The sequence below is a fragment of the Lactonifactor sp. BIOML-A5 genome (assembly GCF_009677585.1).
Classification (GTDB): domain Bacteria; phylum Bacillota; class Clostridia; order Lachnospirales; family Lachnospiraceae; genus Lactonifactor.
This window is the reverse complement of the sequence record NZ_WKYV01000016.1, coordinates 17009-38807: the sequence shown is the minus strand read 5'-3', so window position 1 is coordinate 38807 and position 21799 is coordinate 17009. Positions and strand designations below refer to the sequence as shown.

Below are 21799 nucleotides of genomic sequence, written 5' to 3'. Positions count from 1 at the left end.
AACTCATGTACATTGCAGATCTTCATATACATTCCAGGTATTCCCGGGCCACCAGCAGGGAATGCACACCAGAACATCTGGACTTATGGGCCAGAAGAAAAGGAATACAGCTCTTAGGCACCGGTGACTTTACTCACCCTGCCTGGAGAGACGAACTGGCCCAAAAGCTGGTTCCGGCCGAGGAAGGCTTCTATACTCTGAATCCCTCTTTCCGGCATCCGGATTTATGTCCCCCGGGACAGTCCCCCAGATTTGTTGTCTCAGGAGAAATCAGCTCCATTTATAAAAAAAATGAGAAAGTAAGAAAAGTCCACAGCCTTATTCTGCTTCCGGGGCTTGAAGCAGCGGAGGCCCTGTCCAGAAAACTGGAGGCCATCGGCAATATTCACTCGGACGGGCGTCCCATTCTCGGACTGGACTGCCGCGATCTCCTGGAGATCACCCTGGATACCTGTCCCCAGGCTGTCTTTATCCCAGCCCACATATGGACCCCCCACTTTTCTCTATTCGGTGCTTTCTCAGGCTTTGATACCATAGAGGAATGCTTTGAGGATCTGACTCCCCACATACATGCTCTGGAGACAGGGCTTTCCTCTGATCCCGCAATGAACTGGCGTCTTTCTGCCCTTGACAAGTATCAGCTGGTATCCAATTCCGACGCCCACTCTCCGGCCAAACTGGGCCGGGAGGCTAATCTTCTGGATACTGAACTGTCTTATCCTGCCCTCTGTGAAGCTTTGGAGACAGGAAACGGACTTGCCGGTACCATAGAATTCTTCCCGGAAGAGGGAAAATATCATTTTGACGGCCACCGGAAATGCCATCTGCGGCTCAGCCCCGCACAGGCCGCACTTCACGGTAATAAATGCCCTGTCTGCGGCAAAAAACTTACCATCGGGGTGCTGCACAGAGTGGAAGAACTGGCTGACCGCCCGGAGGACTTTGTCTTCTCACAGGGTAAACCCTTCGAAAGTCTGGTGCCTCTCCCCGAGGTCATTGCCTCCTGCACAGCTTCGTCTCCCTCCAGCAAGAAGGTAACCGCTGAGTATGAAAAGCTTCTGAAGCATTTAGGGCCGGAATTCTCTCTTCTCAGGGAAATCCCCACAGAGGACATACAAAAGATCTCAGGACCAGTGATTGCAGAGGGCATCCGGCGCCTGCGGGAGGGGCGTGTGGAGCGAAGTCCCGGGTTTGACGGTGAGTACGGCACCATTAAGGTTTTAAATCCCTACGAGATAGACCTTTTCAGTGGTCAGCTGAATCTGTTTTCTATGGAAGAGCTTTCCTCTCTGGAGGCGGCGTCCCCCTCTGACCGGAGTACTGATTCCGTACCCTCCATCCCGGAGACCTCTGTGAGTAACGAAGCGTCGCCCAGTGACGGGCAGTCCACGAAGAGAGCATTTCCCCGTTCACTTACCCAAAGCCTGAATGCCAGGCAGGAGGAGGCCGTGCACTCTTATGCTCCTGTATGCGCAGTCATTGCAGGACCCGGAACCGGCAAGACGCATACCCTTACCGCCAAGATTCTATATCTTCTCCAGGAGCGCAAAGTGGGTCCGTCTAAGATTACTGCCGTTACCTTTACCAGAAAAGCAGCCGCTCAGATGGAAGAACGCCTGGCTTTGGAGCTGGGAAATTCCAGAAGTCTCAGACAGCTGAACGTGGGAACCTTCCACGCCATCTGCTATCAGCTCTACACCAGTGTATATCCCGGGTATATCCTTGCAGATGAATATACACTCCTGGACAAAGCCGGAGAAGTAATCTCCAGCTATGAATTATCCGTCAGTCCGGAAACATTTATAAAAGAAGTCTCCCGGATAAAAACCGGAATGACACAGGTCAGCTCCGCCCTTCCCGGGGAAGCATTTCAGGCTTACGCAGCATCGCTTCAAGGGAATAAGCTCCTGGATTTTGATGATCTCCTGGTGAAGACCATTGAACTTTTGGAACGGGAAGATGCCTCATCTGTTCTGGGGGAACGTTTCAGCTATCTTCTGGTAGACGAATTTCAGGATATCAGTCCCCTGCAGTACCGGCTGATTCAGCTGTGGAACCGAAACGGAAAAGAACTGTTTGTCATTGGAGATCCCGATCAGGCAATCTATGGTTTCCGGGGGGCAGATGCCCTATGTTTCCAGCATCTTAGAGAAGACTATCCGGAACTTACACAAATTTATCTGGAAGAAAACTACCGTTCCTCCGGGGGAATCCTCTCTCTTGCTCATACAGTAATCTCCCGCAGCCCGGGAGAACACCGGCCCCTTTGTCCCGTATCCCCTAAAGGCATGCCTGTCCGCCTGGCCTTATGTCCCGGAGGCCTCTCCGAGGGAATCTATATTGCCAAAGAAATCAACCGCATGGTAGGAGGCATTGATATGCTGGATGTGGATACCGGAGGAGTCATAGAACGGCGTGTCTATGGATTTTCGGATATTGCCATTCTCTACCGCACACACCGTCAGGCACAGCTGTTAGAAAAATGTCTGAAAAAGGAGGGCATCCCCTATATTGTCACCGGTCGTGAGGACTACCTCTCGCATCCCTCCGTAAAAGGAACGCTCAGCTTTTTCCGGCATCTCCTCCACCCGGAGGATACCTCCGCCCTGGCACTCAGCCAAAGACATCTGGAACCACTTAGAGACCGTGATGTTCTGGAGACCCTTACAACAAAATATACCTCCAGGGTGAAAAGAACTAAACCCCAGAAGCTGATAGACTCCTGGATACAGGATCTCGGGCTTTCGGAAGATGAATTCCTATGCAAATTTTCAAATATGGCAGTGTTCCACCCCACTATGCAGTCGCTCCTGGATACCGTTACCTTTGGCCAGGAGAGCGATCTGAAGCGCAGCTGGGGAAAAGGCTACACCTCCGGCGCAGTAACCCTGATGACTCTCCACGCGGCCAAAGGATTAGAATACCCCGCCGTCTTTCTGGCGGGGCTAAACAAAGGCATCCTGCCCCTGTCCCAGGCCCGGGAAGAGGCTGCCCTGGAAGAAGAGCGGCGTCTCTTCTATGTTGGTCTTACACGGGCGAAAGAAGAACTGGTGCTAATCACTGCAGCCGAAAAGCCCTCTCCATTTATAGAGGATATCCCGGAGAAGCTGGTGCAAAGAGAGAGAATTGGAAAAGAAAAGGAAGATGGGGAATTACGGCAGATTAGTTTGTTTGAAATAATGAAAGAGATGTAGTTTTTTTGTGGAGCTTTTCCATGATCAGGTGAGAGGGAGCCCGTGTCGGCGGGCTTCCTCTCATTGTTCTTCTTCCACACCCGATTAATAGATCCCAGAACTAAACTCCATACAAGTTCCATTCATTATTACAATCATATCTCCCCTGCCTTGAACTTCAGTATCATTTCATTCGTAAGACTGACACTCTGCTCCTTTACCGGAATCTCCTCCCGCTCAAACCACTCTGCCATAGCCAGCTCCTCCCGGTCCAGGGTGATTTCCTCTTCTCCGTCAAGCTCAGCAAAAAATCCCATGAGTATGGTATCCGTAAAGGACCATGGCTGGCTTTTATAATATCTCAGGTTCTTCACCTTCAAGCCGACTTCTTCCATAACCTCCCGCCTGACTGTCTCCTCCACAGTTTCTCCGATCTCCACAAAGCCAGCTATAAGCGCATATTTTTTAAAGTCCCGGTTTGCGTATTTTGACATAAGCAGTCTGTTATTATTAGTTACCGCCACTATGACTGCCGGAGATATTTTGGGGTATTCCATGGTATTGCAGTCCGGACAGTACACCATACGTTCCTTTTCGCTATGTACCATCTGCTTCCCGCATTTTCCGCAGAACCTGTGGCTCTGGTACCAGCGGTACAGCTGGGCACCCGTAATTCCCGCAAAAGCCAGGTATCCAGGGGAGACCGTTCTGAAAATCTCCAGGTTCTCCATCCGATAGGCATCCTCCAAAGGATACGCAATGTTTTCCAGAAGATAATATCTTTCATTGTCAATGGTAAAGAGATAGGTACTGGTTTCGTAGAGACTGTCGTTTATGTCCTCCAGCTCGGAAAATCTGGGAAAATCCAATGCTTCTCCCTTCCATTTCACCAGTACCTCCTTCCCCCGGTAAAATAATACATAGCTTTCAGCTTCAGGCGGCTGAGGCCTCCATTCATTATGGTACTCATGAGGCGCAATGTCCTGTATCATGTCTAACTTCCTCCGTTACTGTATTTTAATTGTATAGTAATTATAGTATATCACACACACAGGCCACCGCCTATCCGTAAGTTCTTCCCAACCGTCATTTCTCTGCGCAGGCTAATATATTATCTTGAAATATCATTGACTTTCTGTCACAATATAATTAGTATCGGCTATGTACCTAATAGAGAAGGAAGAGAGAATATGCCCTTAATAGAAAGCAGACATCTTCAAAAGTTAATACGTAATATCCTCTGGATCTGTGCATCCTTATTTTTCCTTGGAATCTTAGGTACTGTTTTTTTTACATCGGATCTTCCGGATATCCGACCGCCTGAGGAAGAGGATACTTCGTTCACAGAAGGCTGGTATTATATGGAGGAAAATGTGAAACATACCATTGCCTCTTTTCCTTTTTCGCTGTCTTTTGGGGGAGATGAACTCATACTCTATCACAAAATACCGCCCCTGACCGACATAAAATACCTGAGTTTTAAAAATCAGTTTCAGGAAATCAAGGCTTACGCAGGAGATCTCTGCATATACGAATACAAAACTTCATCCGCCTCACCGGCAGGAAAACTACTGGGAAATTTCAGGTGTTACATTCCATTGAGTCCGGAGTATGAAGGACAGACAATTAGTCTGCACTTAAAAAATACTGTCTCAATTACAGTCAATGGACTGCAAAATATAGAGCTGGGTTCCTCAGATGCCTTTATTCTGGACATCATCTCTAATAACTTTTCCCTGGCCGTATGTCTGATTTTTATGTTTCTGACCGCCCTGCTGTTATATCTGGTGTACCTTGTACAGGATGTTAAAAAGCTGTCCTATGATTATAAGAGCTTTCTGTATATCGGCAGTTTCCTATTACTGTCTGCTCTTTGGATGTGGTCTGATTCGGAACTCCCTCAGCTATTATGCAGCAATGCTACCATGGTATGCCTGATTTCCTTTTTTTCATTTATGGCACTGCCCATCCCTCTGCTGTCCTTTGTACGCTCTGCCTGCCGTCAGGGTAAAACACTCCTCACAGGGATGCAGTGTGTATTGCTTGTAAACATAATCGTCCAATTTTTACTGTACAGCATGGAATTGTTTGATTTCCCATCTATGCTTCCAGTAACTCACCTTCTTCTCCTATTGTATATCGGGATTATCATCGTCCTCCTTATCCGCGAGGTCAGGCTCCATGCCTCCTTTGAAGCAAAGGGAATACTGGCGGCAATTCTCCTGCTGATCCTCTGTTCCATTGCTGCCATGGTGCAGTTCTATCTGCACCCCAACACAGACAATAGCCGCTTTTTCAGATACGGACTTGTAATGTTTATAGGAATTCTGCTATTTCTGTCCGGGAAGAATCTAATCCGTTTTTTGGAGGAACGCACTCAGGCAAAGCTGTATCAGCAGCTCGCCTACACAGATATCATGACGCAGACGCCCAACCGCATCGCTTTCGATGAGTGCATTGACAAACTCCGGCAGTCGGGTATCTCCGGGATGCCTCTTACCGTTGTCATGCTGGATCTGAATAATCTGAAGGAAACCAATGATACCTATGGGCACAAGGCAGGGGATGAGCTCTTAAAAGGCGCTGCAGGCAGTATCAAGAATGCCTTTCAGGAAGTTGGAACCACCTACCGCATCGGCGGAGATGAATTTGTAGTTCTCATAAAAAAGGGGAATATTTCTCCTGAACCTCTTTTTCAGGTTATGGATCTGGAGATCGCACAGTTCAACACAAAAAGCCGCTATTCCCTGTCAATTGCCAAGGGGTATGCCCATAATGCCGGAGACAGTGACAAAGATATTGACAGCCTCTTATCCGCGGCAGATCAGAATATGTATAGGAATAAAGCAGCCACAAAGGGGACATGCCGCTAAAGCACATCCCCTTTTCTGATACCAAGCATCTTTCGAAGATGCTTTACCACATAAAAATAGGCCGGAACCAGGAACAGATCCGCTGCCACCCAGGCCAGTCCGTTTGACAGACAGATGGCAGTGTATCCGAATACCGGCACCAGGAAAAACGCAACCAAGGTGCGGGCAACCATCTCACAGACTCCTGCTGTTACCGCAAATATACTGTATCCCATTCCCTGAATCAGGAAACGGATACTGTTCACCAGAGAAAGAAGGAAATAAAACACTGCATTTAAGACCAGGAACTGATAGATATCCTGAACAATGCCCGTCTCCCCCCTGCTCACAAACAGGTAGGAGATATTCTTTCCCCAGAGTAAAATCAGAGCCAGAGAGATTCCTGAGTAGGCAGTTCCCAGAAGAACACAGCTTTTCAGACCGGCACCGATTCGATCCAGTCTTCTTGCCCCCACATTCTGTCCTCCATAGGTAGCCATGGTAGCTCCCAAAGCATCATAAGGGCAGCAGAAAAAGCAGCCGATTTTAGATCCGGCAGCAACTGCCGCCACTGCTGCCGCTCCCAGAGAGTTTACTGCCACCTGAAGAATTACACTGCCAATGGCAGTAATTGAATACTGCAGCCCCATGGGAATTCCCATCTTGCACAAAACCCCAACGAAATGGCTGTTCAGCCTCCACTCCTCCCTCTTCAGTCTAAGCACAGGATAATGTTTTATCATATACACCAAACAGGCGATTCCGGATACTCCCTGAGATACAATGGTCGCCCAGGCAGCTCCCGCCACTCCCATCTCCAAAACCAGAATACAGACAAGATCCAGTATAATATTCAATATGGAGGAAATGGTGAGAAACACAACCGGTGTCTTGGCGTCCCCCAGGGAACGTATGTATCCTGACACCATATTATACAGGATGGTCGCCGGTATTCCCGCAAATATAATTATAATATAATCATAGGCACCGTCAGCAATGTCTGCGGGAGTATTCATGATTTCCAGGATCTCTCTGCAGAACAGTACCACAAGCACCGTCATCACAATTCCAAAAATTGCTGCCAGAATGGCACTGTTCGCCACATAGGCTTTCAACCCTTTTTCGTCCTTTGCCCCGAACTTCTGAGCCACCGGTATGGCAAATCCATTGCAGATTCCCATGCAGAACCCAATTACAAAGAAGTTAATGGAACCAGTTGCCCCCACAGCAGCCAGTGCATTCACTCCCAAAAATCTTCCTACTATTACAGTATCTGCCATATTATAAAACTGCTGAAACAAAAAACCCAGCATCATGGGAAGAGCAAAGCCCAAAATAAGTCTCATAGGGCTTCCCTGGGTCATATCCCTGGCAGATGATTTCCTTTCTTTCTCTTTCATAATAACCTCTCCTCAAAAGTAATCCGGAATCCACTATATACTGTTTTGAAGCCGGATGCAAGAAAAAGTTATATGAATTTTCCGTCACTTAATTAAGGTCTGAAATAATATACGTTGTGTAAGGTTTGTCGAGATGGTACCCCAATTTCTCTGCAAGGGCCACTGAGCGTTTGTCATGGGCATCCCAGCTGGGATACAGCCCCCGCTCCAGGCACTCCAGGATTAGTCTTGCCCCGCATGCCAGAGCAAGTCCCTTTCTTCTGTGATCACGCCTGGTATCAATTTCAATCTCAATGCCCCTGTCATAATACGTATAGGAAGAGGCCCCCGATACAGGATTTCCCTCATACACAGCAACAACTCCCAGCCCATGCTTCTCATACTCCGGCCACCCGCTGAACTGTGAACAGAAGTCAGCAGACCATTTCTGTCTGTTCAGAATTCTGAAAAGTTCCTTATCAATTCTACTCAGCTCATAGCCTGGAGGCAGAGCATGAGCATACCCGGAAAGCTTCTCCCGATCAAAAACATCCGGTTCTTTTTTTATGGCATACCGGGTGGTAACAACATAATTTTTATTGTATTCCTTTTCAATAAGCCGGGACCAGTAATTGTTCTGGGGAATCATTAGGATAACATCCGAGATGCAGTCCCTGGGCATACTTCCAACCATTTCTCTGTTGGGAGAACCGGCAAAAAAACAAAACCCCCCTACTATAATCCGTGCCGATGTGGGGTGGTCCCTTCGATCCGCCCAGGCTCTCCCCATATATCCCTGAAGGCAGGACCATATCATAGTCTCCTGCCACCCTTCAAATAAGGGCTCAATTTTATATCTGTCTTCCTGTTCTAAAAGTACCATATAAAATCCTCCCAATACTAAGTAAAAAAGTCCCGGAAGTCTTCACATCTGCCGGGAAAACTTACTCTCAGTATATCATCGGGTCCATCTTTTTTCCACCTGCAAATAGGATTTTCCTGTCAAACCTTTTCTTTTTCAAAGGAGGAATCTTTCCCGTCTGCAATGGGTATATTTTGAAAAGTATCACAATATACTTAAAACAAATACAAATTGGCGATTCTTATGATCAATAAAACCTTCGTTAAAAACTTCTTTAAAATCACACTTCTCTTCGCGGCGGCCTTTCTTGCCGGCAGGTTTATTGCACAGAAGGTTCCGTCCCGGCAGGCAGCAGCTATTCAGACTTCAGCGGAAGGGAACTGGGGCCTTAGTTTTCCCGAGGAGGGAAAACCTCCCATCGGCAATGCCACTATGGATGAACTTAAGCAGTATGACGCTTATTATGCCGAGGATACCGAGGAGAAAGTGTTGTACCTCACCTTTGACGCGGGGTATGAGAACGGCAATACAGCTCCCATCCTGGATGCATTAAAAAAACATAATGTGCACGCCACCTTTTTTGTGGTAGGCAATTTCATTTCAACCAGTCCGGATCTGGTAAAGCGAATGGTGGCGGAGGGACACACTGTGGGAAATCATACATACCACCATCCCGATATGTCCAAAATCTCCAGTATGGACGCATTCTCCAAAGAAATGAGTGAATTAGAAACGCTCTATGAGCAGACCACCGGAGAACCTATTACCAAGTTCTATCGGCCACCCCAGGGAAAATACAGTGTAAACAATCTCCAGATGGCAAAGGAACTGGGATATAAGACCTTTTTCTGGAGTCTGGCCTATGTAGACTGGTATCAGGATAATCAGCCTACCAAAGAGGAAGCGTATAAAAAGCTGCTTGGCCGTATCCATCCAGGAGCCATAGTGTTGCTCCACAGTACTTCCAAGACAAACGCTGATATCATGGATGAACTTCTCACAAAATGGGAAGAGATGGGGTATACGTTTAAGACTTTAGATCAGATTGACGGCTCAAGCTGAGCCGCCGTTCCAGGATATGACTGCAGAAGGAGAAGGGCGGACCGCATATTGTATTATGCGTCCCGCCCTTCTCCTTCTGCAGTCATCTTTCTCTCAGGCTTCTATTCATCTGACGTTTCAGTTCCTTATTATGGTTTCTTTCTTCCGCTTTCATCTGCTGGGCTGCTCCCGGGCAGGCGAAACTTATATTTAGTTTAAGAAAGTATTAAGCATAATCTTTCTTCCATATTAAGATTTCTGTGATATTTTTATATACCAGGAGGTGACTGAAATGTCTTATATATTTAATGCGTTAGAAAATTATCTAATTCTTTTCCTGCCCTATCTTCTCCTTGAGACAGGATTTTGTATCTTTTACAGGCAGAAAGGCATAAGGCTGACCTGGGGGTTCCTTATTGGATGGCAGCTGCTGGCCTGTCTGATGACCGCTGTATTTTCCATCACCGGGGCAGGAGGTATCGATGACATAGGCCGCCACGCTGACTCTCTGATCCGTCTGGAGGAAATTAATCTAATCCCTCTGCGGTGGGGTTTAAACAGCCCCTTTGGCTTAATTATGAACATTATACTTTTTATACCTCTGGGGATTGCTCTTCCTGTTTTGTGGAAAAGCAGCCAAAGCCTCAAGCGGACAGTAATGGCGGGGTTCCTGTTTTCCCTGCTCATCGAAACCAGCCAGCTTTTGAACTGGAGGGCAACGGACATAGATGATCTGCTGATGAATACTCTGGGAACAGCAGCCGGATATGGAATCTTCACGTTATGTTTCCGAAAATTGACAATTTTTCAGATGCATATACAGAAGGAGGAAGGCTTCTCTCTCAAATATACCGGGCTTTGCACCATACTGCTGATTTTCCTCTTTTACTTTTTCCTTGGTTCCCCTCTTTTGGGCTATGTATGGAATACGATATACGGTATCTTATAGGCCGTCTGTGATTCCTCTTCCAGCATTGCGGAAAGTCCAGGACTTACCTGGACTGCCGCTGTGAAAGGCCTGTCAGCATTCTGCTGTGTACCGTTACACGTAATGTCTAAGCTCCCTGAAAATTGCCTCTACCTCCAGAGGCTTCACCAGATACCCATCCATTCCGATTTTTCTGGCCTCCTCTTCATCCTCCTGAAAAGCATTTGCTGTCATAGCAATAATTGGTATTGTCTGAGCATCCCCCCGGTCAAGGGCCCGGATCGCACAGGTGCTTTCCAGTCCATCCATAACAGGCATGCGAATATCCATAAGGATCGCCATATAATAACCCGGAGGATTCTCAGAAAACATATCCACTGCCTCCTGGCCGTTCTCCGCAGTCTCAACCTCAATGCCATTCATCTCCAGAAGAGTGCAGGCAATCTCTCTGTTGAGTTCATTATCCTCCGCAAGGAGCACTCTGTATCCATAAAAATCAAAATCCTCCGATTCTTCTTCCTCCCACCAGCTGTTGCTGTTTTTACCGTATACTGTCTCTTCTTCGAAAACAGGCGCAAGAGGAAGTCTCACTGTAATCTGTGTCCCCTCTCCCTTTTTGCTGTCAGCCTCGATCGTGCCTCCCATCAGATGAACCAGGCTATAGGCAATAGAAAGGCCCAGCCCGCTTCCCGGATTATCGCATATCACCTCTGGAATCTCCCGTTCAAATGGCTGAAAAATTCTCTGAAGAAACGCCTCTGAGATTCCAATCCCAGTGTCGCAGATGCAAAACTCCAGAAAAGACAGATCATAATTTTCGTCTTCCTGCCTGACACTCATAATTACCTTTCCGCCTGCAGGAGTAAATTTCAGTGAATTGCTCAATAAATTGATCAGAATTTGCTTAATTCTGGCTGCATCCCCCACATAATACTCTGCCTCCAGCCCCTTTTTGTACTCTTCATAGATCAGCCTCCGCCCCTTTGCCTGGGGGGTGATGATATGATTCACTTCCTCCAGCAGTACCTGAAGGCTGAAGCACTGGCTGATAAGCTCCATTTTGCCCGTCTCCAGCTTTGACACATCTAAAATATCATTAAGTATGTCAAAAAGATATTTTGAGGAGGCATCTATCTTCTGAAAACACTCCATCACAGTGTCCGGCTTCTGCAGATTTCTCTGTCCAATGGCACTCATCCCGACAATACCATTCATGGAAGTTCTGATATCATGGCTAATTCTTGAGAGAAAATCTGATTTTGCCAGGCTGGACGCATTGGCAGACTGCAATGCCCCACGGAGAAGCTGCTCCTGTTCCTCTTGTTTTTCTTTTTGAGTATCCTGCACTTTAACCAACCCGATGGCCATTACGTCCGGGCTGAAAGGGTTCTCCATCTGAATGACGCAGACAGAGCGCCAGCCATATTCCCCATTTGTCCCTTCCTGCTGAAAGTCCAGATATACTTCCCGCTCTCCCCGGGAAAACCGTTCCATAAGCTTTTCTCTTGCAAGTACCGACGCATATTTATCCCGGTGTTCAGGATGGATACCCGGCAGTGAACTGCTGTAAATTTCAGAGTACACTCCTTCTGTTTTGTCAATAAACTGTATCTCTTCCTCACTAAAGCATCTGTACGTATCCTGTGTAAGATTTAGTTTTAAAATCAAAGGATAGACTTTAAAGATAGCCGCCTGTACTGCCTCCTGCCAGCCCAGATACGGCATCAGATTGTGGATATGTATGGTTTCCAGCTTTCCCCCGTTGTCTCTGAAGATAAAGGTAAACCTCTGCTGATTGTCCAGAAGCATCTCCATCTTTTTACAGAAGCTTATCCTGCTGCTCCCCTCGCACAGATAGCAGTCAGACCCCAGTCTCCTTGTTTCATATATTTCATAAGACACATCCCAGGGGGCCATATCCCTATTTTTCTGAGTAAAATATGCGGTCACAGCCTCTTTTCCCTCTGCTTTCTGTCCTTCGCCCGCTCCAATCCACACAATGTCCTCTGCAAATGTAGAGTTGAGAAATTCCACATCACACTCACAGTAATACTTATTCAATATTTCACAGGCAAATGCTTCCACCTCGCTCAGTGGATATTCTTTCATATGCAACCTCCTATTTCTATGATTTTTTCTGTCTTCAAGCGGCACGCGTAATCATCTACTCACCGATGTTCTGCGACCTTACAGCCCATCTCATCTTTGTGGAACGGGCCCTGCTGTTCCTGCTGCACTCTTCTCTTGAAGGGCGAATCACCTCTGTTGCTATCTCACTGTATATTCCCTTGCGGTGAAGCTCTTTAAAAGACCTCTTTACAATTCTGTCCTCACCGGAATGAAAGGTCAGTATAGCCACGCGGCCGCCTTCTGCCAGTACACCGGGCAGTTTTTCCAAAAACTGGTACAGCACCTCGTATTCATTATTAATGTCGATTCTAAGAGCCTGGAAAGTCCTCTGGCAGGACTTTTTCACTGCTTCTTTTCTCTCGTTTTGAGGCAGAAAAGACAGAGCGCCTGCTATCACCTGCTGAAGTTCAGTCGTTGTGCTGATTTTCTTACCCTTCTTTATCTCCCGTATTACTGCCCCTGAAATCTCCCTGGCATAGGGTTCATCCGCATTTTCTTCAAGCATGCCCTCCAGTTCCCCCAGTTGGATCTGCTGCAGGCGTTCTGCTGCAGAAATTCCTTTCTGCGGGTTCAGGCGCAGATCCAGGGGCCCGTCCTTTTTAAAAGAAAACCCCCTGTCCGGATTATCTATCTGCATCGAAGATACGCCCAGATCCGCCAGAACAAAATTAAAAGGCCCGGTCTCCTCCGCCAGCTGATCAATATCAGCAAAATTCATCTGCTTTATGGTCAGCAGCTCGGGTCCGTACCCCAGCCCTTGCAGACGCTTTCTTGTTTTCTCCATTTCCACAGCGTCCACGTCCAGAGCGTAAATATGCCCCTCTGTTCCAAGACATTTCAGCATTTCCAGTGTATGGCCTCCATATCCAAGCGTAGCATCCAGACCTGTCTGACCTGGTTTTATTTGAAAAAACTCTAAAATTTCCTTTACGCAGATGGAGATATGCATCCCTACAGGAGTACTCCCCTTCTGAATCACTTTCTCCACTGTTTCCGGATATTTCTCCGGCTGCAGCTCCTTGTATTTCTCACTATATTTTTTGGGATGTGTCCCTTTATAGCGGACACGCCGTTTATGCTTCTGTTCCTGGTTCTCCATAACCAATGCTCCTTCTCATACTTTTCTCTGAATCACAGACCACTTCCGAGATAATACCCGAATATTTACAACAAAGCGTTTGCTCTTTCCATTGTACTAGATTATCCCCTCACCCACAAGAATTTCATTTCACGAAAATATTTTCGTTTAAAAAGGCGCCGGAGCATGTGTGCTCTGACGCCTTTAGATACAATTATTCTATTCTATCTCTTATCTCTCAGCATAACATCATGGGCCCCGCCCTCAACAATACTCGTTGAGGATACCAGAGTGATTTTAGCCTTACTCTGAAGCTCAGGTATGGTAAGCGCTCCGCAGTTACACATAGTGGATCGCACCTTAGATAAGGTCAGTGTCACATTGTCCTTCAGGCTGCCGGCATATGGCACAAAAGAATCTACACCTTCCTCAAAAGATAGCTTTTTATCTCCGCCCATGTCATATCTCTGCCAGTTTCTTGCCCTTGCGCTTCCCTCACCCCAGTACTCTTTCATATAGCTCCCGTTGATGTTCACTCTCTTCGTGGGGCTTTCATCGAATCTGGCGAAGTATCTTCCCAGCATAATAAAGTCAGCCCCCATAGCCAACGCCAGAGTGATGTGATAATCATGTACGATGCCCCCATCGGAACATATAGGAATATAGATACCTGTTTCTTCGTAATACTCATCCCTGGCTTTAGCCACCTCAATCAAGGCAGTGGCCTGTCCCCGGCCGATTCCCTTCTGTTCCCGGGTAATACAGATCGCTCCGCCGCCGATTCCTACCTTGACAAAATCAGCGCCCGCATCTGCCAGGAAACGAAATCCTTCCGCATCCACTACGTTGCCGGCCCCTACCTTCACCTCAGGGCCAAAGGTCTCCTTGATATAATCAATGGTAATCTTCTGCCACTCGGAAAACCCTTCCGAGCTGTCTATGCAAAGAACATCCGCTCCGGCATTCAGAAGCGCGGGCACCCGCTCTTTGTAATCCCTTGTGTTAATCCCTGCTCCAACCATATACCTCTTGGAACCGTCTATTAATTCGTTCTCATTCTTCTTGTGCGTGTCGTAATCCTTTCTGAACACAAGATAGACCAGCTCCTGTTTTTTATTCACCAGGGGCAGACAGTTGATTTTATGTTCCCAGATAATATCGTTGGCGGCCTTCAGACTGGTCTCCTCATCCGCATACACCAGATCTTCAAACCTGGTCATAAAATCTCCCACTTTGGTATCCGGTCCCATCCGGCTGACCCTGTAGTCCTTATTGGTTACAATCCCCAGAAGTTTCCCTCCCGGTTTGCCGTCTGAGGTTACCGCTACAGTGGAATGCCCGGTTTTTTCTGTGATATCAAGCACATCCTGCAGAGTCATCTCAGGAGATACGTTAGAGTCACTTACCACAAATCCCGCCCTGTATTTTTTTACCTTCCTTACCATTTCCGACTGGCTTTCAACCGACTGGGAACCGTAAATAAAGGATAAGCCGCCCTCCTGTGCAAGGGCCACAGCCAGCCTGTCATCAGAGACGGACTGCATGATCGCAGAAACCAGCGGGATATTTATGGATAACGCCGGTTTTGTGCCTTTCTCATACCTCACTAAGGGTGTATTCAGCCTAACCTCCGAGGGAATGCACTTTGTAGAAGAGTACCCCGGAATTAAAAGATATTCGCTGAATGTTCTGGATGGTTCCTGATAATAAAACGCCATGTTGTTCCTCCTTTTCTAACTGCCGTTTTCTTTTCCGCCCACACATGTATCACATCGTTCCGCCCTGTAAAACCCACATATTACCATTTTCATGATGGGTAAATAATAGTTTATTTTATCATGTCCAATGATCTTATGTCAATGAATGCGTGGATACGAAACAAAATGAAACGATATCAGAAAAGATATTTACTCCCCTTACGGTCGGGCAGGCATTTCAAACTCCTTCAAAGCTTTGTTCAGGAACGAATTAAAGGGTTTCATAACTCTGTAGCTCTCCAGTGCTCTCTGAAAAAACGCCTCTCCGTCTTCTAACTCCTTATCCGGAATAGGGTATTCCAGATACCAGCTTTTGTATTTCAGGAACTCTGCCTGGGGATGGTCCTTCTCAAATCCCTGGGGAACATTTTTCAGAGCAGTCCCTTTGACCTGAAAATACCTTTGGAACTCAGGCACGTCCAGAACACTTTGCCACTCCTCACCATGTTCTGCAATATAGCGTCTTACCATTTGGGTGGCGTTCTTAAACATATCTGCAAATAATCCTCCCCCCAAAAAAGAAGAGCCCGGTTTTATCATCAGGTAATACCCCACCGGCACCGGCAGCTTTCCTTTCGATGAGATATGAGCTCTGAAGGCAGGAAGATAAGGGGATTTGTCTTTGCTGAATCGGGTATCCCTTACCAGCTTAAAGGTGAGTTTTCCCGGCTCGCAGTCCAGGATTCCGGCATCTTCTTTGCCCAGCTCCAGCATAAAAGCCTCAATCAGTTTTAGAAATTCTCCATTTGCGGCCTGATATTCCTCCTTGTGCCCATGGAACCACTCTCTGCTGTTATTCTCCTCCAATTCCCTCAGATATTCCAGTATCAGCTTTGTATTCATCCGCATCCCTCCCCGGCTTCAGCGATAATTTTAAATTCCTCTGACCTCAAAAAGCGTTTCATCCACTCGCTGGCTTTGCTGCTTGTCCTGTAAAAGGGCATGTTTGCAAAGATCAGGGACAAGTCGTCTACTTTTTCCATCGCCTCTTTGCATTCCAGCATAATGTCTCTTTCCGTATGTTCCAAAGCTCTGTATTCCAGCTGTTCCGGGTGCAGACGATGGGTTGCTATGGCATAATCCGTTCGTTTTTTACAGCTGCAGATTCCTGTTCCGGATAAACCACAGTATTCGCTCAAAAAGGTTCCCATTCTTTCCCGGATTCTGGACAGCCGTTTCCTGTATGCCTCAGGAGTCATTCCCAAAATCTCTCCCGCCATACGGCTGTCTGCCCGGAACATAGTTCCCAGAATATAGATACATCTGCTTTCCCGATCCAGACACTGCAGCATAACATTTGTACATGACATTTTCAGTTCTTCTTCTAAAACTGTACGATCCACCCCCTGGGACAAATCAGGGATATCTTTCTCCCTTCCGCTTGCAATATCCTCCTCGTATATTTCGAAGCTCAGAGGATGATGAGAAAACATATTTTTCCTGTAATCCTTGAGATAATTTACGGCAATCCGGAATACCCAGGTAGTAAAGCTGCTCTCTTTACGAAATGACGACAGGTGTGTCATTACCTTAATCAGAATTTCCTGGGATGCGTCCTCCGCGTCCGGCACAGTGCCCAGCATGCGCAGAGACAGATTGAATATCATATCCTGCACTTGAGTCAGCAATGCCTCCAGCGCCTCTCTGTCTCCCTCCACAGCCTGATCTATCAGTACCGATGTCTCTTTTTGATTTCTATTCATAGTTTTTTACCTCCTATTAAATTAGACCCAGGCGCAGACGTTTTGTGACATATATTTTATTTTAATTTAGGAAGTATCTCTCCCAGAAGCTCAACCGCCTGATTCAGTTTCCGCAGCTCCTCTGCATCCAGCTGGTTCTCAAGGCTCTGGATAAATGCCGTATTCTTAAGATGATACTCGTCCAGATACAGAATTGCCTTCTGGGTCAGACGAAGCCTGATGACTCTTCGATCCTTCTCGTTGTATACCCTCTCTACGAAACCATGCAGTCTCAACTTCTCTGCCAGCTTTGTCACCTGCTGCTTGGGGACCTTGAGCAGATGGGCCAGTTCCGTCATAGTTACTGCGCCTTGAATTTTAAGAGTCTCCAGACAATAATAGGTTTCCAGGCTCATCTCCCCGTTCAGTGTATCTTTAAAAGGACGCACAAGCTTGGAATGCCAGTTCGGCAGTACCGAAAGCAGGTTTTGAACAAATTCTTCTGATACTTTTTCAGTTTTCATATTCTCCTTCTCCCATTGACAAATACATCCGGAAATGCTATTCTTGTAGATTAGTAAACAAAATATGACTATCATTATTATATGACTTCTTATTCCCATTATATAGTACTATAGGCTAAAGTCAATTATCATCTTTATGATGATCAGTATTAAAGGAGATGTCGTGATCTATGAAATGCAGTTCCAAACTATCTGAGAGAATCCGGAAAAACTTCCGTTTCAGCACCCTCAGCTTTCTATTTATTATCGCATATGTAAATATTTTTCAGATCCTATTTGGCCCTGTACACTCAATTGTCGGTGTGATCTTCACCATTATGATGTCAGCATCCATGGTACGGGATCTGACAGCCGCGCCCCTTAAACACTTTATTCTTCAGGCACTGGTCCTGGTATGGATGGCCGTTGCCGCCTATTTGGTCACTGCCTGCACGGCGCCTTTATCCTTTCTCATTAATTTTGCCACACTTCTCATGATTTTGTACGCCTTTACATATGAGTATGCCAGTCACATGTACTTTCCTTATATTCTGTCGTATCTGTTTCTGGTTTTTATTTCACCTGTTACAGCTTCTCAGCTTCCCAAACGGATTCTGGGGATGCTGGTTGGAGCTGTATCTATCATGCTGTATCAGTGGATCATGGGAAGAAAGCGAGTGGCTGAAACCGCCAGAGATGTGTTAAGTGAAATGATTGAGGATATCCGCAGCACTATTTCCAGTAATACGGAAAACCTTACACATGAGCCGGATCTGCCGGGTATGCGAAGTAAGCTGTGCCGGTTAAGTCAGACAGTATACGAGAGAAGAAAAAAAGCCTTTTGTATCTCTGACTCCAGTTATTCCATGGTTGCCGCCGGACGGGGGCTGGAACAGCTGGCCATACTGATACATGAACTCTCCTCCAGCCCGTCCCCCCAGAATAAAGAATTTCTGCACTGCATCGATATACAGCTGAGCCAATTTCATGCGTTTATCCTGCAGGAACGCGCTGAGATCCCTGCTTTGGATCCCTCCGTTTTGGCTGAACTGACAGATGAAAAAACAGCCCGGGTTTTTAACAATATCCTCCTTTATATCCGTGACAGGCTGCTTCATATGACAGATCCCCAGGGGCGAGTCCATTTCCGCAAATCCGCCCTCTCTTTTAAAATACGGCTGCAGTCTGCCATTGATCTGAGTCCTATGCGTGCCATCTATGCCCTTCGGACAGCACTGCTTTTATCCCTTGCTGTGCTGGCGGTACAGTATCTCCCCCTGCCTCATGGACGATGGCTTTTGTTCACCCTGGCCTCCGTTTCCCTGCCCTATGCAGATGATGTCCCCCAGAAGATCAAGAACAGGATCTTCGCCACTATACTGGGCGGACTGATCTCTGTGGCTATCTATTCCCTGATTTCCTCCCCGGCAGGGCGCACCGCTGCCATGATGCTGTCGGGCTATCTTTCATTTTACTTTACTGACTATAAGGAAACCTTTGCCTGCTCCACCGTAGGTGCCCTGGGGGGAGCTGTGTTCATGAATGCCTTTGGTTTTCAGGCAGTGGGCGGTATTTTCCTCATCCGGCTCGGATATATTCTCGCCGGTGCAGCTATCGGCTATATCATAAATTGCCTGCTTTTTCCCTATCACCGTGCAAAAGCAACCAATCAGCTCTGGGAGAAATATAAGGCAATTACAGAACTTCTCACAAAGGTATGCCGGGCAGACCAGATAGACCCTCAGCTCTACTATCATCTGGTCATCCAGGCCCATATGCAGGAAGAAAAGTTAATCCAGAATGCTTCCCTGGAGAAATGGAAAGAGTTTCCCGCATATCTGGCTAAATATCAGGAAGAACTGCGCATCGCTCACAGAAAACTCATCGCAGAGCGTGCGGATGCCCCGCCTTTTGAGTCAGGTCATGTGCTCCTAAAAACCGTACCTTGACTCAGCAGTTCCACTTAATCGTAACCGGATTTTTCTCACCAGATACAGCGATCTCCCTGAGAGATCCCAATATTTGTACCAGTTCATTAGAAGCCAGCGCATCATACACCTCCTGGCTCTCTACCAGTCCTGCCTTCTCGTAGGCAGACGCCGCTGCCCCATAAAAAGCAAACCCCAGTGCACTGGCAGGGGACTGGACCGTTCTGCAGGCTGTCGCTACCGCCCGGGCAGCAGCCTGTGCCGGGGGATTATCCTCTGCCTCCTGTGCCGCCTGCACGGCAGCTTGCAGAAGCGGCTTTAAGTCCTTCTGTTTTCTGCTCCCGTCCAGATATTCCCTCATTCCGGAAACTGCCTCCTGCAGTCTGCGTTCATCTGCATACACCTTCTGGTAAATCCCCAGATAGTGCTTCTCTGCGTAATCTACCGCCCATCCGGATAAGGTAGCCTTGCTCTGGGTTTCAATCAATCTCATGAGCGATACAACAGAAGGATCCGTTATATCTCCCAGCATCTTTCTTAGTTTTCTCATATTTACTCCTTCTGGATGATTTCGCTCCTGTGATTTCACTTTACAGCTCCAGTTTCATATAGACCGCACCCTTCACGGGATTCTCATAGTAGGCCTCTGTTTCACAAAATCCATATTTCAGATATAAGGAAATTGCGGCATCTAAAAATGTCATGGTATCTAACACCATCTCCCGATAACCTATCTCCCTTGCATCCTCCAGTATTTTGTCTATCAGCAAGCTGGCAAGCTTACGGCCCCGGTACTCTGGCTTTACATATAGTCGTTTCATTTCACAACTGTTTTCGTTAAATTTGTGCATTCCTATGCACCCTGCCGGTTTACCGTCCACCCATGCAATATAGAGTCTTCCCTGGGGCAGCCCGTACTTATCCTCAGGATGTAAAATTTCCCTGCTGTAATCCTGATGTTCCAGACACCTGACCATATCAGGCTCCATACGCTTCAGCATCTGCGTGTATTCTGAAAAAAGAGCCTGTACCTCTTCTTTGTTATCATACGCTAATTCAATCTCTATCCTCATATCATACCGCCCATCTTAACATGATACCCCTTATCATGCCGTTTTTATTTTTTGATGTTCATACCGGCCAATTCCCCCAACAGCATCCCCAGGCTTATGCCCAATCCTAAATCAAGGATTCCTGAACTGCCGATTGCGGTTCCGATACACATTCCAATACACATCCCCTCTGTCATACAAGTCTCATACTCACCCTTCTTCTTCCCTCTGTATGCCAAAAGAACGGCAACTGCTATTCCAATGACAATCCAGGGAAGGGCTGCTGCTGCAAATTCTCTCATCAGTTTTCTCCTCTATCATTATATATCAATAAGACTTATTTCTTTTAATCTCTTTTTATACTCCTTCGCATTATCACTGTCATAAAAGTCTATATTGCATCGGAATACCTGGAATGCCCTGACATACTCTGTATAGTCGTCTTGCTTATACAAGGATTTGATTATGCTGTTTGTATCTCTGGTTTTTCTCTGAGTAATTTTAAACCAAAAACTTCTTTGGGAGATATCATACCCATTTTCCACATAAAACTTCTCCTGCCCTGCACTTGCTACATACCTGATTTCTCCCATTTTCATTATATGCACATTTAGGTTAATGATCTCAATCACGTTCCACACCATCTCATAATATACCTCTAAATCTTCAATTGTCGGGACAAGATAATTATGTTCCATTCTGTTTCTGATGGTATTAAGTTTGTTCATTGCGTTGGTGAGAAGCATTCCTATATCCGATAGAAATTGTATCTTTTTACTGAATTTGAGATTTTTGCTGTCAAAGATACTTTTGATATTGACAGCCTCAAAAAACATATCCAGCTGGCAATCCAGCGCCCTTTTCAGATTCGAAACTGCTCCCACCTTCCCTTTAACCGTTGTGTCTCTTAAATCTATATCTGCAAACTCTAAAAATTCTTTTGGCGAAATCTCGTAATTTGGCATCCTAAAGTTAATGGATGATGCACAGTCTAATTCATATTTGTCGCAGGCTCTGATGAATTCTATCATATCTGCTATACTGTTTATGTATATCATTTATCCCCCTTATCTTTTGCTTCTATATATTACTTTTCCGGTAAAACAGAATCCCTAAACCGCCAAACACAAGTGTGCCTAAAAGCCAGGGGATACCATTTATAATATTAAGATATGCCGGGTGGCTAAAATATGCGATGTTCCCATCAATGGCGCATTGATCATATCCCCAGGAATAACTAATAGTGATAAGTGCAAATGCCCAAAAGAAATTGGCTGCCAAAATCCATATCCACATAAAAAATCTCCGCGTTTTTCTCTTCATATGTATTCTCATTGTATGTTCACTATCGTTCCTTCAGTTTTCTTATACCCTATCAGAAAAAGTTACAACTAAATCACATGCGTGTACTCCCTTTCCCATAAGTTGCAGTAC

The 21799-nt window shown here is 46.4% G+C and carries 19 protein-coding genes; 5 read left to right on the top strand and 14 right to left on the bottom strand.

Annotated elements, in window-relative coordinates:
* Positions 1-5 precede the first annotated feature (5 nt).
* The gene (locus GKG41_RS13965; RefSeq protein WP_154259622.1) at positions 6-3194 is read left to right on the top strand and encodes a UvrD-helicase domain-containing protein; all 3189 of its coding nucleotides are present in this window, start codon (positions 6-8) and stop codon (positions 3192-3194) included.
* Positions 3195-3328: 134 nt separating this feature from the next.
* Here the strand turns inward: GKG41_RS13965 and nudC are convergent, their stop codons facing one another.
* The gene (nudC, locus tag GKG41_RS13960; protein WP_154259620.1) at positions 3329-4165 is read right to left on the bottom strand and encodes an NAD(+) diphosphatase; all 837 of its coding nucleotides are present in this window, start codon (positions 4163-4165) and stop codon (positions 3329-3331) included.
* A 198-nt stretch (positions 4166-4363) separates the two neighbouring features.
* On the opposite strand from nudC, the gene GKG41_RS13955 reads away from it, so the two are divergent.
* The gene (locus GKG41_RS13955; RefSeq protein ID WP_154259618.1) at positions 4364-6046 is read left to right on the top strand and encodes a GGDEF domain-containing protein; all 1683 of its coding nucleotides are present in this window, start codon (positions 4364-4366) and stop codon (positions 6044-6046) included.
* Here GKG41_RS13955 and GKG41_RS13950 read toward each other — a convergent pair.
* Together GKG41_RS13950 and GKG41_RS13945 are read right to left on the bottom strand one after the other, a co-directional pair.
* Positions 6043-7425, bottom strand: a complete 1383-nt coding sequence (locus tag GKG41_RS13950) for an MATE family efflux transporter (protein WP_154259617.1) — start codon at positions 7423-7425, stop codon at positions 6043-6045. The two genes, GKG41_RS13955 and GKG41_RS13950, sit on opposite strands and share 4 nt — an antisense overlap.
* Positions 7426-7513: 88 nt before the next feature.
* On the bottom strand, positions 7514-8287 hold the full coding sequence (locus GKG41_RS13945) for a GNAT family N-acetyltransferase (protein WP_154259615.1): 774 nt from the start codon (positions 8285-8287) through the stop codon (positions 7514-7516).
* A gap of 222 nt (positions 8288-8509) precedes the next feature.
* Between GKG41_RS13945 and GKG41_RS13940 the strand changes: the two genes are divergently transcribed.
* On the top strand, positions 8510-9328 hold the full coding sequence (locus GKG41_RS13940; RefSeq protein WP_154259613.1) for a polysaccharide deacetylase family protein: 819 nt from the start codon (positions 8510-8512) through the stop codon (positions 9326-9328).
* A 271-nt stretch (positions 9329-9599) separates the two neighbouring features.
* Entirely contained in the window at positions 9600-10256 is a 657-nt protein-coding gene (locus GKG41_RS13935) for a VanZ family protein (protein WP_154259611.1), read from the top strand.
* Positions 10257-10349: 93 nt separating this feature from the next.
* Here the strand turns inward: GKG41_RS13935 and GKG41_RS13930 are convergent, their stop codons facing one another.
* The 6 genes from GKG41_RS13930 to GKG41_RS13905 form a co-directional block, all read right to left on the bottom strand.
* A complete protein-coding gene (locus GKG41_RS13930) occupies positions 10350-12344 on the bottom strand; it encodes an ATP-binding protein (RefSeq protein WP_154259609.1) in 1995 nt (664 codons plus the stop codon).
* Positions 12345-12399: 55 nt separating this feature from the next.
* The gene (rsmH, locus tag GKG41_RS13925) at positions 12400-13464 is read right to left on the bottom strand and encodes a 16S rRNA (cytosine(1402)-N(4))-methyltransferase RsmH (RefSeq protein ID WP_154259607.1); all 1065 of its coding nucleotides are present in this window, start codon (positions 13462-13464) and stop codon (positions 12400-12402) included.
* 203 nt (positions 13465-13667) lie between these two features.
* Positions 13668-15161, bottom strand: a complete 1494-nt coding sequence (locus GKG41_RS13920; protein ID WP_154259605.1) for an IMP dehydrogenase — start codon at positions 15159-15161, stop codon at positions 13668-13670.
* 198 nt (positions 15162-15359) lie between these two features.
* Positions 15360-16043, bottom strand: a complete 684-nt coding sequence (locus GKG41_RS13915) for a DUF2461 domain-containing protein (RefSeq protein ID WP_154259603.1) — start codon at positions 16041-16043, stop codon at positions 15360-15362.
* Complete coding sequence (locus GKG41_RS13910) at positions 16040-16903, bottom strand: RNA polymerase sigma factor (protein ID WP_154259601.1); 864 nt, start codon at positions 16901-16903, stop codon at positions 16040-16042. The genes GKG41_RS13915 and GKG41_RS13910 overlap by 4 nt, the downstream gene beginning before the upstream one ends.
* 56 nt (positions 16904-16959) lie before the next feature.
* Positions 16960-17406 (bottom strand): MarR family transcriptional regulator, encoded by a 447-nt coding sequence (locus tag GKG41_RS13905; protein ID WP_154259599.1) that lies wholly within the window; start codon positions 17404-17406, stop codon positions 16960-16962.
* A 170-nt stretch (positions 17407-17576) separates the two neighbouring features.
* Between GKG41_RS13905 and GKG41_RS13900 the strand changes: the two genes are divergently transcribed.
* Complete coding sequence (locus GKG41_RS13900) at positions 17577-19334, top strand: FUSC family protein (protein WP_154259597.1); 1758 nt, start codon at positions 17577-17579, stop codon at positions 19332-19334.
* A gap of 1 nt (position 19335) precedes the next feature.
* Here the strand turns inward: GKG41_RS13900 and GKG41_RS13895 are convergent, their stop codons facing one another.
* The 5 genes from GKG41_RS13895 to GKG41_RS13875 are packed head-to-tail and all read right to left on the bottom strand — an operon-like array spanning position 19336 to position 21661.
* Positions 19336-19863 carry a putative immunity protein gene (locus tag GKG41_RS13895; RefSeq protein WP_154259595.1) on the bottom strand — a complete coding sequence of 176 codons (528 nt, stop codon included), beginning with the start codon at positions 19861-19863 and terminating at the stop codon, positions 19336-19338.
* 40 nt (positions 19864-19903) lie between these two features.
* Positions 19904-20386 (bottom strand): GNAT family N-acetyltransferase, encoded by a 483-nt coding sequence (locus tag GKG41_RS13890; protein ID WP_154259593.1) that lies wholly within the window; start codon positions 20384-20386, stop codon positions 19904-19906.
* A gap of 44 nt (positions 20387-20430) precedes the next feature.
* Positions 20431-20667 carry a hypothetical protein gene (locus GKG41_RS13885; RefSeq protein WP_154259591.1) on the bottom strand — a complete coding sequence of 79 codons (237 nt, stop codon included), beginning with the start codon at positions 20665-20667 and terminating at the stop codon, positions 20431-20433.
* An 18-nt stretch (positions 20668-20685) separates the two neighbouring features.
* Complete coding sequence (locus GKG41_RS13880; RefSeq protein ID WP_154259589.1) at positions 20686-21423, bottom strand: hypothetical protein; 738 nt, start codon at positions 21421-21423, stop codon at positions 20686-20688.
* Between the two features lie 22 nt (positions 21424-21445).
* A complete protein-coding gene (locus tag GKG41_RS13875) occupies positions 21446-21661 on the bottom strand; it encodes a hypothetical protein (RefSeq protein ID WP_154259587.1) in 216 nt (71 codons plus the stop codon).
* Between the last annotated feature and the right edge of the window lie 138 nt (positions 21662-21799).